This window comes from Enterobacter sp. ECC-175 (assembly GCF_043968675.1).
Taxonomy (GTDB): Bacteria; Pseudomonadota; Gammaproteobacteria; order Enterobacterales; family Enterobacteriaceae; genus Enterobacter.
The window spans coordinates 2,224,314-2,238,782 of sequence record NZ_CP143776.1 but is presented as its reverse complement, the minus strand read 5'-3'; the positions used below and the strand labels follow the sequence as shown (position 1 = coordinate 2,238,782).

Annotated in this window: 14 protein-coding genes and 2 tRNA genes; 10 read left to right on the top strand and 6 right to left on the bottom strand. The window is 58.0% G+C overall.

Annotated elements, in window-relative coordinates:
• The first annotated feature begins 15 nt into the window (after positions 1–15).
• Entirely contained in the window at positions 16–1,284 is a 1,269-nt protein-coding gene (puuE, locus tag V1599_RS10495) for a 4-aminobutyrate transaminase (RefSeq protein WP_112009260.1), read from the top strand.
• A gap of 386 nt (positions 1,285–1,670) precedes the next feature.
• Here the strand turns inward: puuE and V1599_RS10490 are convergent.
• The 3 genes from V1599_RS10490 to V1599_RS10480 form a co-directional block, all read right to left on the bottom strand.
• Positions 1,671–1,758, bottom strand: a tRNA-Ser gene (locus V1599_RS10490).
• 132 nt (positions 1,759–1,890) lie between these two features.
• Positions 1,891–1,978: transfer RNA gene (locus tag V1599_RS10485), tRNA-Ser, on the bottom strand.
• Positions 1,979–2,122: 144 nt separating this feature from the next.
• Positions 2,123–3,751: an ABC transporter substrate-binding protein gene (locus tag V1599_RS10480; RefSeq protein ID WP_395301519.1), complete on the bottom strand. Its 1,629-nt coding sequence runs from the start codon at positions 3,749–3,751 to the stop codon at positions 2,123–2,125.
• A 269-nt stretch (positions 3,752–4,020) separates the two neighbouring features.
• Between V1599_RS10480 and yccA the strand changes: the two genes are divergently transcribed.
• Positions 4,021–4,680: an FtsH protease modulator YccA gene (yccA, locus tag V1599_RS10475; RefSeq protein WP_112009258.1), complete on the top strand. Its 660-nt coding sequence runs from the start codon at positions 4,021–4,023 to the stop codon at positions 4,678–4,680.
• A gap of 58 nt (positions 4,681–4,738) precedes the next feature.
• Here the strand turns inward: yccA and V1599_RS10470 are convergent, their stop codons facing one another.
• Positions 4,739–5,215 (bottom strand): hypothetical protein, encoded by a 477-nt coding sequence (locus tag V1599_RS10470; RefSeq protein WP_297115431.1) that lies wholly within the window; start codon positions 5,213–5,215, stop codon positions 4,739–4,741.
• Positions 5,212–5,979 (bottom strand): transcriptional regulator, encoded by a 768-nt coding sequence (locus V1599_RS10465; protein ID WP_395301518.1) that lies wholly within the window; start codon positions 5,977–5,979, stop codon positions 5,212–5,214. The genes V1599_RS10470 and V1599_RS10465 overlap by 4 nt, the downstream gene beginning before the upstream one ends.
• A 430-nt stretch (positions 5,980–6,409) precedes the next feature.
• Here V1599_RS10465 and V1599_RS10460 point away from each other — a divergent pair, with 430 nt between their 5' ends.
• From V1599_RS10460 to tusE, 6 genes are all read left to right on the top strand, one after another.
• Positions 6,410–7,033, top strand: coding sequence for a fimbrial protein (locus tag V1599_RS10460; RefSeq protein WP_395301517.1), 624 nt, complete (start codon positions 6,410–6,412; stop codon positions 7,031–7,033).
• A 76-nt stretch (positions 7,034–7,109) separates the two neighbouring features.
• A complete protein-coding gene (locus V1599_RS10455; RefSeq protein WP_395301516.1) occupies positions 7,110–7,616 on the top strand; it encodes a CS1 type fimbrial major subunit in 507 nt (168 codons plus the stop codon).
• Positions 7,617–7,690: 74 nt separating this feature from the next.
• Positions 7,691–10,381, top strand: a complete 2,691-nt coding sequence (locus tag V1599_RS10450; protein WP_395301515.1) for a TcfC E-set like domain-containing protein — start codon at positions 7,691–7,693, stop codon at positions 10,379–10,381.
• Positions 10,382–10,396: 15 nt separating this feature from the next.
• Positions 10,397–11,554 (top strand): CfaE/CblD family pilus tip adhesin, encoded by a 1,158-nt coding sequence (locus V1599_RS10445; protein ID WP_395301514.1) that lies wholly within the window; start codon positions 10,397–10,399, stop codon positions 11,552–11,554.
• A gap of 10 nt (positions 11,555–11,564) precedes the next feature.
• On the top strand, positions 11,565–12,116 hold the full coding sequence (locus V1599_RS10440) for a LuxR C-terminal-related transcriptional regulator (protein WP_395301513.1): 552 nt from the start codon (positions 11,565–11,567) through the stop codon (positions 12,114–12,116).
• A 68-nt stretch (positions 12,117–12,184) separates the two neighbouring features.
• Positions 12,185–12,514, top strand: a complete 330-nt coding sequence (gene tusE, locus V1599_RS10435) for a sulfurtransferase TusE (protein ID WP_395301512.1) — start codon at positions 12,185–12,187, stop codon at positions 12,512–12,514.
• On the opposite strand, the gene yccX is transcribed toward tusE, so the two are convergent.
• Positions 12,511–12,792: an acylphosphatase gene (gene yccX, locus V1599_RS10430; protein WP_112009251.1), complete on the bottom strand. Its 282-nt coding sequence runs from the start codon at positions 12,790–12,792 to the stop codon at positions 12,511–12,513. The genes tusE and yccX overlap by 4 nt on opposite strands.
• A gap of 92 nt (positions 12,793–12,884) precedes the next feature.
• On the opposite strand from yccX, the gene rlmI reads away from it, so the two are divergent.
• Together rlmI and hspQ are read left to right on the top strand one after the other, a co-directional pair.
• Positions 12,885–14,075, top strand: a complete 1,191-nt coding sequence (gene rlmI, locus V1599_RS10425; protein ID WP_395301511.1) for a 23S rRNA (cytosine(1962)-C(5))-methyltransferase RlmI — start codon at positions 12,885–12,887, stop codon at positions 14,073–14,075.
• Between the two features lie 60 nt (positions 14,076–14,135).
• Positions 14,136–14,453: a heat shock protein HspQ gene (gene hspQ / locus V1599_RS10420; protein ID WP_112009249.1), complete on the top strand. Its 318-nt coding sequence runs from the start codon at positions 14,136–14,138 to the stop codon at positions 14,451–14,453.
• The last annotated feature ends 16 nt before the right edge of the window (positions 14,454–14,469 follow it).

The following is a 14,469-nucleotide window of genomic DNA, read 5'->3' as shown; positions in this document are numbered from 1 at the left end:
AAAAGGGTGCTAAACATGAGCAACAACGAATTTCACCAGCGTCGTCTTTCTGCCACCCCGCGCGGCGTGGGCGTGATGTGCCAGTTCTTTGCCGAGTCGGCGCAGAACGCTACGTTAACCGACGTGGAAGGCAATGAGTATATCGACTTTGCCGCCGGGATCGCCGTGCTGAATACCGGCCATCGCCATCCGGATATGGTTGCCGCCGTGGAGAAACAGCTTCAGCAGTTTACCCACACGGCGTATCAGATCGTGCCTTACGAGAGCTACGTCTCGCTGGCGGAGAAGCTTAACGAGCTGGCGCCGATAAAAGGCCCGGCCAAAACCGCCTTCTTCACAACCGGTGCCGAAGCGGTCGAAAACGCGGTTAAAATCGCCCGCGCCCACACCGGTCGCCCCGGCGTGATTGCGTTCGGCGGCGGGTTTCACGGCCGAACCTATATGACCATGGCGCTGACCGGCAAAGTCGCGCCCTACAAGATCGGCTTCGGTCCTTTCCCCGGCTCGGTTTACCACGTGCCGTACCCGTCAGAGCTGCACGGTATCACCACGCAGGATGCCTTAACGGCGATTGAGCGCCTGTTCAAAGCCGACATTGAGGCGAAGCAGGTAGCGGCAATTATCTTCGAGCCGGTTCAGGGCGAAGGCGGCTTTAACGTTGCGCCGAAGGAGCTGGTCGCCGCCGTTCGCCGCATCTGCGACGAGCACGGCATCGTGATGATTGCCGACGAAGTCCAGAGCGGCTTTGCCCGCACCGGCAGGCTGTTTGCGATGGACCACTACGCCGACGGGCCCGATCTCATGACCATGGCGAAAAGCCTGGCGGGCGGCATGCCGCTCTCCGGCGTGGTGGGCAAAGCCGACATTATGGACGCGCCCGCGCCCGGCGGCCTGGGCGGAACCTATGCCGGGAACCCGCTCGCCGTCGCCGCCGCGCACGCGGTGCTGAATATTATCGACAACGAGGGGCTGTGCGAGCGCGCGCAGCGGCTGGGCGACCGGCTGAAGGCCACGCTGGAGGAGATCAAAAGCGGTTGCCCGTCTCTTGCCGCGGTGCGCGGCGTCGGCTCAATGATCGCCGCCGAGTTTTTCGACCCGACCACCCGCGAGCCGTCTGCCGCGATTGCGCAGAAAATCCAGCAGAAGGCGCTTGAACAGGGGCTTCTGCTGCTAACCTGCGGGCAATACGGCAACGTGATCCGCTTCCTCTATCCGTTGACCATCCCGGACGCGCAGTTCACCCAGGCGCTGGCGATTCTTCAGCAGGCGATGCGCGACGCGTAACCCGTAAAAACAGCCCCTGCGGTAGCGACATCGCAGGGGCTGTTGGCGATTCGTTTTAGAGACGCAATGCGCATAAATACCTTCATTTATGGTGACTTATCAATGAGTTGACCTGGTGGAAAAACGCGGCATTAAGGCCATACTTAGAAGGTAACTTACCTGAAGTTACATCCCAACTGAGTGAAGTAAAACTGGTGTTTGTGATTTTCCTGCTCCTCTGCGGAGCAGGCTTTTTTTGTTTGCCGCAATCGGACAAGGCTTTCAACATAAGGCCGCCAGTCTTTTATCCAAAGACCTGGATTCGCTACTCGCCTAAAGAAAGGAAAACACATTGATAGCGGATAAAAGAAAAACCCCAGCTGACGTAATCAGCTGGGGTTTAAATTTGGCGGAAGCGTAGAGATTCGAACTCTAGAACCCTTTCGGGTCGCCGGTTTTCAAGACCGGTGCCTTCAACCGCTCGGCCACGCTTCCAAAGTGAGGCGCACTATAAACGTCTATTAGCGCCTTGTAAAGCAGGAATTTTTCTAATCTTGCGGGCGGCCATTTTATGAGCGCATAAAAGCAAAAAGCCCTGCGATATTGCTATCGCAGGGCTTTCGAATTTGGCGGAAGCGTAGAGATTCGAACTCTAGAACCCTTTCGGGTCGCCGGTTTTCAAGACCGGTGCCTTCAACCGCTCGGCCACGCTTCCTAAGTGAGGCGAACTATAAACACCTCACCGGAAGCTGTAAAGTGCCAGCGCATTCGTTCGCCTGAAAAATAGTCAAAAACCGTTTAATCGGTTGAATCAACAACATATTGACCACTTTATCAGCACAAAATAGCTTTAAAACGATCAGTGCTTTTTGATGTACATATCTTTGGTGTAGTAATACCCAAGCTTATCCGGCGTAAACCCGCCCACCCACGGTTTGACCAGGTGCGTGCGCACATAGTGGTAGACCGGAATGGCCGGCACGTCGCGGCTCAGTAAATCTTCCGCTTTTTGATAATACGTCCCGCGCGCCTGCGCCGTTTTCGCCTTCGCCGCGTCGCTCATCGCCTGGTCAAACGCGGGATTGCTGTACTGGGTAGTGTTCTGGCTATCGCCGGTGCGGAAGTTATTCAGGAAGGTTGAGGCATCGTCGTAGTCTGCGATCCACGCGTAGCGCACCGCGTCAAAGTTGTGGGTGTGCATGGTGTCCAGCATGGTTTTCCACTCCTGGTTCTGCAGCTTCGCCTCTACGCCGAGATTTTTCTTCCACATCGAGCTGGCGGCGATGGCGATGCGCTGGTGCGACTCGGAGGTGTTGTAGAGCAGGTTAAAGCTGAGGGGGTGATCGGCATTAAATCCGGCCTCGGCCAGCAGCTTTTTCGCCTCGGCAATGCGCTTGTCCATCGGCCAGCTGGCGTAATCAGGGTTTTTTAGCGTCACGCCGCCGATGTCCGGCTGGCTGATAAGCCACGCCGGGCGCTGCCCCTGCCCCAGCACCTTCTCGGCAATAATGTCCTTATCCAGCGCCAGGTTCAGCGCCAGACGCACGCGGGCATCGTTGAACGGCGGACGGGCAGTATTAAATTCGTAGTAATAGGTTGCAAGCTGCGGCGACACGTCCAGCTCGCTGCCCAGCGTTTTTTTCAGCAGCGCAAACTGGTTAATCGGCACCGTGTAGACGATATCAATCTCACCCGCCTTATAGCGGTTAACGTCCGCGGCTTCTGAGGTAATTGGCAGATAGGTCACCTTGTTGATCACGGTATGCGCATTATCCCAGTAGCGCGGGTTGCGCTCGGCAATGATGCGCTCGTTGACGACCCACTGAGAGAGCTTGTACGCCCCGCTGGTGACAATATGCTCGGGCTTGGTCCACTTCTCGCCGTAGCGCCCGACCAGCACCTTATCTATCGGCACCAGCGACGGGTGCGCCAGCATCGCCAGGAAGGCCGCGTTCGGCTGGGTGAGCGTCACTTCGAGAGTCGCGTCGTCAATGGCCTTCACGCCCAGCGACTGGGGGGACGCTTTGCCCTCGGCAATCTCAGCGGCGTTGGCGATGCGCATGCTGCCTGGATAGCTGGCGTAGGGGGACGCCGTTTTGGGATCGACCAGCCGCTGCCAGCTCCACACCACGTCCTGCGCGGTGATGGCCGTGCCGTCGCTCCAGGTAATGCCCGGGCGCAGGTGGAACGTCCAGACGGTGTTGTCTTTGTTTTCCCATTTCTCCGCGAGGCGCGGCTGGATCTCACCTTTCGGCGAGACGCTGACCAGCCCATCGAATAAATCACTGATAATATTGAATTCAACATCGCTTTCAACTTTATGCGGATCAAGCGACGCGGGTTCATTACCGTTGTTTCGAACCAGCTCCTGCTTCTCTGCCAGCGCGGTTCCTGACGGGACGTTAGCCGCCCACGCCGGGGCGCTCGCGCCAAGCACCGCGGCGGTTAACACAGAGAGTGTAAAGATATTGCGTGTTTGTGGTTTCATTTCCTTCGCCTTGTTGTCTGTTTTATGACGATCCGGAAATAACTCTTAGCGCCGGGGCTGTAATAACGCAATAATTTTCAGTAACCTATAAGAGCTTGATCTGAATAAAATCGCTAAATCGCCATTCCTTCTACGAAAAGGGATTTTTGCAGAATAAATAGCCAGCTAATGGCCTAACGCACTGAGTAAAGATGGGTAAAACCATTTTGAGTCTGGCGCTGCGTTTCCTATGCTTGCCGTCAATTACATCTGTCATAAGAGAGTGACTCATGGACCGTATAATTACTTCTTCACGCGACCGCACGTCGCTACTCAGCACCCACAAGGTGCTGCGCAATACCTATTTCATGCTCAGCCTGACGCTGGCGTTTTCGGCGATCACCGCAACGGCCAGCACCGTGCTGATGCTGCCGTCTCCGGGGCTGATCCTGACGCTGGTGGGCATGTACGGCCTGATGTTCCTGACCTACAAAACCGCCGATAAACCGGTGGGCATTCTGTCCGCCTTCGCCTTTACCGGCTTCCTGGGCTACATTCTGGGGCCGATCCTGAACGCCTATCTGTCTGCCGGAATGGGTGACGTCATCGGCATGGCGCTGGGCGGTACCGCGCTGGTCTTCTTCTGCTGCTCGGCCTACGTGCTGACCACCCGCAAGGATATGTCCTTCCTCGGCGGGATGCTCATGGCGGGTATCGTGGTGGTGCTGATCGGCATGGTGGCGAACATCTTCCTGCAGCTGCCTGCGCTGCACCTGGCGATCAGCGCGGTGTTCATCCTGATTTCATCCGGCGCGATCCTGTATGAAACCAGCAACATCATTCACGGCGGTGAGACCAACTACATCCGCGCCACCGTGAGCCTGTACGTGTCGCTGTACAACATCTTCGTCAGCCTGCTCAGCATCCTGGGCTTCGCCAGCCGCGATTAAGCCGACTGATATCTAACAGAAAAGGAGAATGCCTCAGGCATTCTCCTTTTTTTATGCCTTACTCTCCCCGGCAAATATAGGTGGGATAGAGTCGATCCTGAATCAGCCAGACCGAAGGCGAAAGTTCAGACAGCGTCAGATAATAACGTGCCGTCGGGCGAGCAAAACTGCCCCACTGCGTATCGGGCGTATTATCATTATGCCGCCGCCAGGTTTTGGTATAGGTGAGAACAATAACGTTGTCATCGTCTCGACGGTGCCAGCTAAAATCCACGTCTCTGTCGATGATCATATTGCGCCCTTCCGCCGACGCGGCGCCTTTATACGTCGTCAGCCCCGTCCCATCCTTGTGGAAATAAAACTGCGCGATCGCGTTCACCTTCACCTCGCTTGCCCTTCCCTGATTGCGAATAAAATTGAACTCCGTGCTGCAGGCCAGCGCATCCCCTCTGTGAGTAAGAATTGTGCAAATGGCGAGCCCCACGGCTCCCCCCACCAGCGCACAGCCCAGCGCGGATAACAGCGTTATTTTCATTGCTCCGCCCCGCTCTTATAACGAATGGTTTTACAAAAGCTGATTGGGCTTACCGGACAGGCGCCGATGAACACTTCGTCCGCGGCGGCAATCGTGAAGCGCGCGCTGAAATAGTAGATGTTGTACGCCTCGCGATGGCACGCAACGTTGTTCGCCTCCAGCAGCGGTTCCATTTTTGACAGCACCAGCGGTCGACCGTGATCGTTGATAAGCCAGATGCTGCACTGGCCAATTTTCTCCTTCACCGGCTTGAGCATCGCGGGTACGGTCAACGCCCGGGGGCTGAAGGCGTATATAACAAGCCCCATCGCCACCGCGGCGATTACCGCCAGCGCCGCGCGCTTCTTCCCCCAGACAGGCCAGCGCCCGATCGGCGGTTTCTTCACGCTGGCGTTCGGCTCAGGAACGGGGTCGGCAGGCAAAAAGCGCTTTTTTGGCTGGCAGCTGACGTCCGCCTCAAAGCGGAATCCGTAGCGCGGCACGGTCACGATAACGTCGTTGTGCTCGCCGAGCGACTGAAAGCCTTTGCGTAATTCACTCATGGCTTTGTTCAGATTATTCCCCGACGGCGTGAAGCCAAACGCCTCCCAGACGCGGGTAATTAATTCCTCCCGGCTGAGGTCTTTGCCCTTATTACGAATAAATTCCTGTAAAAGACGCACGGCGGGAGCCGAAAGGGTAATTGCCGATTCAGGTTGACTCACAGGACTAATTACGTGTGCTTCAGGATCAAATAACAGCGAATTATTGCATATAAAAAACATATTTTATTCTCAGGTTATGCCGTGCACCTGCGCTGTATTCATAAAGAACGGCAGGCGGCGAAAATAGCGCATTGACTCGCCTGTTTTCGCATCAGAAGGTTCTTCCTGAACGCTCCCCGTCACGGCATTTTATTTTAACCAAACAACTATAAACCAGACAAAGCAGAATAAAAACCTATACATACCAAGTTAAGCGATACAAGTATTCACAACATGCTGTTCTGGTTAAAGTTTCCCTGCCCTGAAGCACGATGACAGCGGACGGACACGGGTGGACAACCGCCGTGAATGAACCAAAAGCAGGCAGGCAATCTTGAAGCAGAACAAATTAATGAATATGACCAACACGTTTTACGCAGCCGCAATTTCATTGTCATTTTTCTCCGAAATGACAATGGCCAATATGAGCGTTTATCCCATGGAACTGAATGTGGAAAGTTCCGGTGCAGCGCAGATAAAAGTGGCATCTAAAAGTGATGATATTCAGTTCATTCGGGTGAGGCAAAAGAAAATTCTTAATCCGGGTACGCCGCAGGAGAAAGAGATCGACGTGGCCGCATGGAAAGAAGGAGGCATTGTCGTCACGCCGGAGAAATTTGCCCTTGCCGCAGGCGCGTTACGGGTTGTTCGCCTGGTATCGCTGACCGCGCCTGCGAAAGAGAGCACGTGGCGCGTCTATTTTGAAGGCGTTAAGCAGCCGGAAAGCATTCTCCCCGCGTCGTCGGGCGGCGCGGCGAGCGCCAAACTCGGCGTAAACGTCATCTGGGGGGCGCTGGTACACCTCGCGCCGGAAAAGGTGGTGGTCTCGCTGGGCATCAACCCCGCGCGGGGAACGTTGAAAAATGACGGCACCGTGCGCGTGCCGCTGAAGGAAATAGGCGTGTGCGACGCGGCGGATAATTGCAGGTGGATTAAGGAGGACGCGACGATTTATCCCGATACGGAGCGTCAATTAAAAACGCTCGCGAAGGTCAAGGGCCAGAAATACAAATTCCGCTACTTCAACTGGATCAATAAAACGGCTGAGGAAGCAGATTTACCCGTCGTGCAATAACGCGACGTCACTGTAGAACCCCTCGTGGTTTGTTTAAAAGGGCTAATGGAGCTCGTCTGTAAATATGGAGATATCAATGAAAAAGTATATTAAACCTCTGATGATCGTTGCCGCGATTTCCACTGCGTTCAGCGCGATGGCTATCCAGAAAGACATCACGGTAAATGCCAGCGTCGATTCACAGCTCGACATGACGCAGGCGGACAACACCCCGCTGCCGGCCAGCATCGATATGCAGTACCTGCCGGGCCGCGGCCTGGAGAGCTATCGCCTTAACACCAAGGTGTGGTCTAACTCCGCGACCAGCAACGTCAAGGTGCGCCTTGTCAGCGCGGCAAAACTGACCAACGCCGATGGCAATGAAACGATCCCGATGACCGTGAAGCTGGGCGACAAAACCCTGAACACCACCGACGCTGAATTTACCGGCACCGAACTGTTCCCGGGCAGCATCGAAAACGGTTCAGCCGTGCTGCCGCTGACCATCTCTCAGACCACGAAAGGCATCGTTAAAACCGGCCAGTACAGCGGCGTCGTAAGCCTGATGCTGACTCAGGCGACCACTGCGGAAGGCGGTGCGTAACTCCACAGCTCGTAAAAGGAAATACATCAGAGGGTGCCCACCCTCTGATGTCAGGATGACGTTGAGGCTCGTTCATGGCTTTTCACAGAAATACTCTCCTCTTTGCCGTATTGTTACCCGCTTCCGCTCCACTCGTTCATGCCGATATGGCTGTTCCTTCGGGCTTTGAAGATCTGGCGAAAACGCAGCGCCTGTGGACCGAAGTCAGCCTCTACGGCGATTCGCTCGGCCTGTTTGAAACCGATATCAATCTTGAAACGGTCACGTTTGTCGCGCCCGACGCGCTGATCGCCGCCGTTAAGCGCCGGTTTAATGACGATCCGAAACTGATCGCCTCCCTCAGCGCGACCTTGTCCGCGCCGCTCACGCGTAACGGAAACCTGGCGTGCAGCAGCAACGGCTCCGCCAGCGGATGTGACTACATCGACACCCGCAGCGCGGCGATTATTTACGATGAAAACAACGCGCGCATTAACCTGTTTTTTGATAAAGCCTTCTTGCCTAAGCCCTCCCAGGAGAGCCAGTGGTATCAGCCGACGAGCGACGCGGAAAACGCCCTGATCCACCAGCAGAACATCAACTTCGTCGCCGACGAGGATTACCAGTCGGCCACCGTGCAGGGCAACGGCGCGCTGGCCGTTACGCAGGACGGCTATCTCAACCTGGACTGGACCTGGCAGGGACAGCGTTCGCGGCACCGGCAGCAGCAGGATGTCACGATCAACAACGCGTGGTTTCGCCAGGATATTCTGCGCCAGTACTACCTTCAGGCGGGCGAAATGGATACCCGCGATCTGTTCAGCAACGCGGGCGGCAACATCAACCTTAGCCAGCTTCCGCTGGGCAAAATTCGCGGCCTGCGCGCGGGCTCGACCCGCGCGTGGATCAATCCGGTCCAGCAGTCAAAGGGCACGCCGATTACCGTGCTGCTTTCCCACGATGCGCGCATTGACGCGCGGCGCGGCAGCCAGCTGCTGGCCAGCTTCTACCTGAACGCCGGGGCGCAAACGCTGGACACCCGCGCCTTCCCGGACGGCAGCTACACGGTCACGCTCTCCATCTATGAAAACAACCGCCTAACGCGCACCGAGCAGATACCGTTTACCCGCACCGGCATCACTCCGTTTGACCGCGTGGAGTGGTTTATGCAGGCGGGCGAAACGGATAACGACGATCCCAGTGCGTCCCGCTCCGCCGTGGCGCAGGCGGGTGTTCGCCTGCCCATAACCCCGACGCTGGCGCTGACCAGCGGCGGGACGACCACGAAACACCATCAGTTTGTGGAAAATGCGCTCGACTGGAGCCGCGGGTTCAACGCGGGCCCTGTTGACGGCGTCCTGAGCACCCGCTTCAGCTACCTGTACGGCAGCAAAGGCGAGCGCGGCAACATCCAGCAGGTGAGCTACAGCGACGGCTTTTCGCTGAGCGTTTACCGCAACGCGCTGTCCGCGGATAGCTGCGACTCGCTCAGCACCGGCTCTGACGCCATCAACGGCTGCTACCGCTCGCTGTCGGTGATGTTTTCCGTCCCCGTCGGCAGCTGGTATGCCAGCCTGGGCTACTCGGACAACCGCAACGAAGGGCGCTACGTCTCCCGCCGCGAGCTTCCGGATGGCGACGACCGCCACGACCAGGGGCTCCCGTGGGACAACGTCTATATGACCCGCTCGCGCTCGCAGGCGTGGCAGGGTGGGTTGAGCAACAGCTTTAGCACCCGCGGGCTGAACGTCAACAGCAGCGTCAGCCTGTTTATGCGTAACGACCACTCGCGCGACGGCCGCGACAAGGGGGCCTATCTCAGCGTAAGCGTCTCGATGGCGCACAGCCGCCAGGGCGATGCGTCAAGCTATACCTCGCTGGGCGCGACCTGGCAGCACCAGCAGCGTCAAAAGGACCAGATGAGCTACAGCGCGTCGCACAACTGGTATACCGATGCGCGCGGCGAGAACGAATACGGCCTTAACGCCTCGGGCATCAACAGCGACTCGGTTAACGCGTCAGCCTATACGCGCCAGGGGGGCCGATACGGCAACGCCAGCCTGACGGTCAGCGACGCCTGGGATCGTCAGGACAGCAAGCACACGCTGAGCAGCAGCGGCAGCTACAGCTCCACGCTTGCCCTCTCGCGCTCCGGCCTGTGGTTTGGCCGCTGGAGCGACGGCCGACCTGCTTCCGCGATTGCGGTGGACGTTCTCACGCCGGAAGAGACGCCGGATTCGCGCGTTGCCGTGTCGCTGGACAACGGCGGAAGCGCGGACGTCCCGGCCAACGCGCGGTCGCTTTTCGCCCTGCCGGGCTACCAGCAGACGACCCTGACGGTGAACGAATCGCTGGACGTTTCCCGTGGAGCCGGCAGCGAGATCACCCAGGGGTCGGGCAGCCGGACCGTCTTTATGGTGCCGGGAAAAATGCTGCGCCGCGACGTGCAAACCACGACCCGCTACACCTGGCTCGGCCAGCTGACCGACGGCCAGCACACCCCGTTCGTCGGTGGCGTGCCGCTCAACGTTAACGGCTGGAGCGATCTCGGCAACGGCGGCTTTAGCGCGCAAAGCGACGCCCTGCTCCACGCCCTCTACCTGGTCAAACAGCAGCAGTTCTACGAATGCGCGCTGCAGGTAAAAAGCATGCGCGACGTGGGGGCGGTGACCTGCCAGGAGCTGACGTTCTCGGCGCTGCCGGACACGGTGCAGCAGCAGGCGCAGCTGATGCTTGCCGGACGCGCGCCGCTGGCCAGCCCAACCGCGATGAACGCTAAAAAATAACGACAGGAACATGATGTGAAAAAATTTCTCTTTGTTTTACTGCTGTTAAGCGCAGGAGCCGGCCAGGCGCTGGCGGCCAGCGCGGGGGGCAGAAACACCAGCGTCGGGGTAAGCTTCGATCGCCTGGCCTCCCCCGCACGCCTGGACATCTGGCTGCACGAGTCGGGCGGCTTTATCGCCAGCAATCCGCAGAAGTGGGGGCGAAATACCCTCACCTGCCCGTCGCGCACCGACCCGACCTTTGGTGCCTGCATGACGGCGCCGGTATGGTTTACGGCCAACCCGGCCTCACCCTATGCCATCAATCTGCGCTTCACCCACGCGGTGTCCAAAAAAACGGTGGACGTTAAGGTCTATGGCGAAAAGCATATGTTCATCAACGGCAGAACCTTCGTCTTCGCCAGCTACGTGACCGGCGGCTCGGAGGATATTGCGGCGTGGAACAGCGAACCCTATTTTGATTACTACATCGTGAAAAGCGAGTTGAACAAGCTTAACCAGGCCGGCATCTGGACCGCCACGCTGAAGCAAAACCTGCGCGAGTGGGGAAGCGCCACCTGCGGGGGAAACTTCGGTGATCTTAACGTGGGCTGCCCGGGCTATCTGACCATCGCCAGCTGGCAGGCCTCGATTCGCATCGAGGTGGTGGATTCAGGCAATCAGCAGATCTATCTGCCCGCGTTTCCCCACTCGACGCCGATCGTCAACCTGAACCTGACCAACTTCCCGGGCCGCCCCGGCGGCAGCGAGATTCAGGGCGAAAACACGCTCGACATGTGCCTGTACGACGGCAATAACGCCACCAGCCCGCGCGCGTTTATCCGCTTCGAGGACGACGGCGCGGCCGCGACCGGACGCGCGGACGGCGCGTTTTCCATTCGCCGCCGCGGGGGAAGCCCAACACAGGAGCGGGATCGCCTCGACTACCGCGTGTCGGTGACTAACCCGATAACCGGCGCGAAGGAGAGCGTGACGAACGGCAAAGCGATCGTCTGGCAAGGCACCAATAACCCTGATTATCTGCGTCAGGTCGTCCTGCCCGGTGGCCGCGAAACCGTGCTGTGCATTCCGGCGCCCATCACGCTGACGACGCCGGCCTTTGCCGCCAGCAGCAAAAACGCCGGGGACTATACCGGCACGCTGCGCGTGATCTACACCCCCAGCACGCTATGACGAGGGAACCGTGAGCTACGCCATTCTTGATAACAACCGATTTTATGCCGAAGGCCTGCGCTTTTCCCTGCTGCGCCGCCACCCGCAGGCCCTGGTGGAGAGCCAGGGCATTCGCTGGCATAGCGCGCTGCTGGCGCGCAACACGCTGGCGATCCGCTGTCGTTTCTCCATTACGGCCGCCCATCAGTCGCTGGTGAATATTCTTTTCCGGCTTGAAGCCGCGCGCTGGCAGGGTTCGCTCTATTTGATATGCAATGAAAAGGGCTGGGCGCTGGCGACGCACCTGCGCAAGCGCTTTGAGGCGCTGAGGATTTACATTATCGACGACAGAATTGCCGTCGCGGACGCGCCCTACGTGCTGGCCAAAGAGCCCCGGCGCACGCGCAGCCTGGACAGCTGCCTGACGGGAACCGAGTTCAACGTGCTTGACCTGCTGATTGGCGGCATACCCGTACGCCATATCGCGATCCTGACCAATATGGCGGAGAAGCAGGTTTCAACCCACAAGTGCAACGCGCTGAAAAAGCTCAATGCCAACAACCTGCTCCAGCTGCTGCTGTAGGGGACTGTTTATTCCACGGCGGCTCTTTTGCTACACTTCGCAGGTTTTTGACTAACGTGTGAATGATTATGTTGAGCTTTGAAGGTAAAGAGATCGAAACCGATAACGATGGCTATCTTAAAGACAGCGGCCAGTGGAGCGAAGCGCTGGCAGAGGTGATTGCCGAAAAAGAGGACATCGCCCTTACCCCGGAACACTGGGAAGTGGTGCGCTTCGTGCGCGCGTTTTATCTCGAATTTAACACTTCGCCCGCAATCCGTATGCTGGTGAAGGCGATGGCGAATACGTTCGGTGAAGAGAAAGGCAATAGCCGCTACCTGTACCGCCTGTTCCCGAAAGGCCCGGCCAAGCAGGCGACCAAAATTGCCGGCCTACCAAAGCCGGTGAAATGCATTTAATAGCGAATACCAAAGTTCACGTATTCTCTGCCGGGTTGGTGCGGTTCGGTCAGGACCTTATCAACCCGCGCGCTGCGCGGCCCGCCCGCTTTTAGCCACGCCATCAGCTTGTCCACCTGCTCCGCGTCGCCGCAGGCCAGCACCTCTACGCTGCCGTCGTCCATGTTGCGCGCGTATCCCGTGAGGCCAAGCTGAACGGCTTCGCGCTGGGTGCTGTAGCGAAACCCGACGCCCTGAACCAGGCCGTGAACCCAGGCCATTGTGCAGACTTTTGACATCATCTCTCTCCTTATCCGTCAGGCGCGTTGCATTTCCCCACTGAACTCGGGAAAATGGCGGCCATTTTCTTGAATCGACAGAATAGCAAATTATGAGCGTACGTTTAGTGTTAGCCAAAGGGCGCGAGAAGTCATTGTTGCGCCGCCATCCCTGGGTCTTCTCCGGCGCGGTTGCCCGCATGGAAGGCAAAGCCAGCCTCGGTGAAACCATCGATATCGTTGACCATCAGGGGAAATGGTTAGCCCGCGGCGCCTATTCGCCCGCGTCCCAGATCCGCGCCCGCGTCTGGACGTTCGATAAAGATGAAACCATCGATATCGATTTCTTCGTGCGCCGCCTGCAGCAGGCGCAGCAGTGGCGCGAGTGGCTGGCAAAGCGCGACGGGCTGGACAGCTATCGCCTGATTGCCGGTGAATCCGACGGCATGCCGGGCGTGACGATTGACCGCTTTGGTGATTTTCTGGTGCTGCAGCTGCTGAGCGCGGGTGCCGAATACCAGCGCGCCGCGCTGATTAGCGCCCTGCAGGCCGTTTTCCCGCAGTGCGCCATTTACGACCGCAGCGACGTGGCGGTACGTAAAAAGGAGGGGCTGGAGCTGACGCAGGGCCCGGTCACCGGCGAACTGCCGCCTGCCCTGCTGCCTATTGAAGAGCACGGCATGAAGCTGCTGGTGGATATTCAGGGCGGGCATAAAACCGGCTATTATCTCGATCAGCGCGACAGCCGCCTGGCAACGCGCCAGTACGTGGCCGACAAGCGCGTGCTGAACTGCTTCTCCTACACCGGCGGTTTTGCGGTCTCTGCCCTGATGGGCGGCTGCGCGCAGGTGGTGAGCGTTGATACGTCTCAGGAAGCGCTGGACGTGGCGAAACAGAACGTCGAGCTGAACAAGCTGGACCTGAGCAAGGCCGAATTCGTGCGCGACGACGTGTTCAAGCTGCTGCGCAAATATCGCGACCAGGGTGAAAAATTTGACGTCATCGTGATGGACCCGCCGAAGTTCGTCGAGAACAAAAGCCAGCTGATGGGCGCCTGCCGCGGCTACAAAGACATCAACATGCTGGCGATCCAGCTGCTGAACCCGGGCGGCGTGCTGCTGACCTTCTCCTGCTCCGGCCTGATGACCACCGATTTATTTCAGAAAATCATCGCCGATGCCGCAATAGATGCGGGTCGTGATGTACAATTTATAGAGCAGTTCCGTCAGGCGGCCGATCATCCCGTGATCGCGACCTACCCGGAAGGGCTGTATCTGAAAGGGTTTGCCTGTCGCGTCATGTAACTTGAAAAGAGAAATATTGCCCGCACATAGAGCGTAAGCAATGTTTCCCGGGAGGTGACTATGATTGCCAGCAAATTCGGTATCGGCCAGCAGGTCCGCCACACCTTGCTTGGGTATTTGGGTGTGGTCGTGGATATCGACCCGGAGTATTCCCTCGATGAACCGTCAGCCGACGAGCTGGCGGTTGACGCAGAGCTTCGCGCCGCGCCCTGGTATCACGTGGTCATGGAAGGCGACGACGGGCAGCCGGTGCACACCTATCTTGCTGAAGCACAGCTGAGCGGTGAGCTGCAGGAAGAACATCCGGAGCAACCCACCATGGACGAACTCGCACAAACGATCCGTAAACAGCTACAGGCTCCCCGCCTGAGGAACTAACGGTGTAAAAAAAGCC

Bases quoted from the DNA above. Each gene is read 5' to 3' on its own strand.
- puuE (WP_112009260.1), top strand. From the start codon at position 16: ATGAGCAACAACGAATTTCACCAGCGTCGTCTTTCTGCCACCCCGCGC.
- hspQ (WP_112009249.1), top strand. From the start codon at position 14,136: ATGATTGCCAGCAAATTCGGTATCGGCCAGCAGGTCCGCCACACCTTG.
- V1599_RS10455 (WP_395301516.1), top strand. From the start codon at position 7,110: ATGAAAAAGTATATTAAACCTCTGATGATCGTTGCCGCGATTTCCACT.
- yccA (WP_112009258.1), top strand. From the start codon at position 4,021: ATGGACCGTATAATTACTTCTTCACGCGACCGCACGTCGCTACTCAGC.
- yccX (WP_112009251.1), bottom strand. From the start codon at position 12,792: ATGTCAAAAGTCTGCACAATGGCCTGGGTTCACGGCCTGGTTCAGGGC.
- V1599_RS10470 (WP_297115431.1), bottom strand. From the start codon at position 5,215: ATGAAAATAACGCTGTTATCCGCGCTGGGCTGTGCGCTGGTGGGGGGA.
- tusE (WP_395301512.1), top strand. From the start codon at position 12,185: ATGTTGAGCTTTGAAGGTAAAGAGATCGAAACCGATAACGATGGCTAT.
- rlmI (WP_395301511.1), top strand. From the start codon at position 12,885: ATGAGCGTACGTTTAGTGTTAGCCAAAGGGCGCGAGAAGTCATTGTTG.
- V1599_RS10450 (WP_395301515.1), top strand. From the start codon at position 7,691: ATGGCTTTTCACAGAAATACTCTCCTCTTTGCCGTATTGTTACCCGCT.
- V1599_RS10480 (WP_395301519.1), bottom strand. From the start codon at position 3,751: ATGAAACCACAAACACGCAATATCTTTACACTCTCTGTGTTAACCGCC.
- V1599_RS10465 (WP_395301518.1), bottom strand. From the start codon at position 5,979: ATGTTTTTTATATGCAATAATTCGCTGTTATTTGATCCTGAAGCACAC.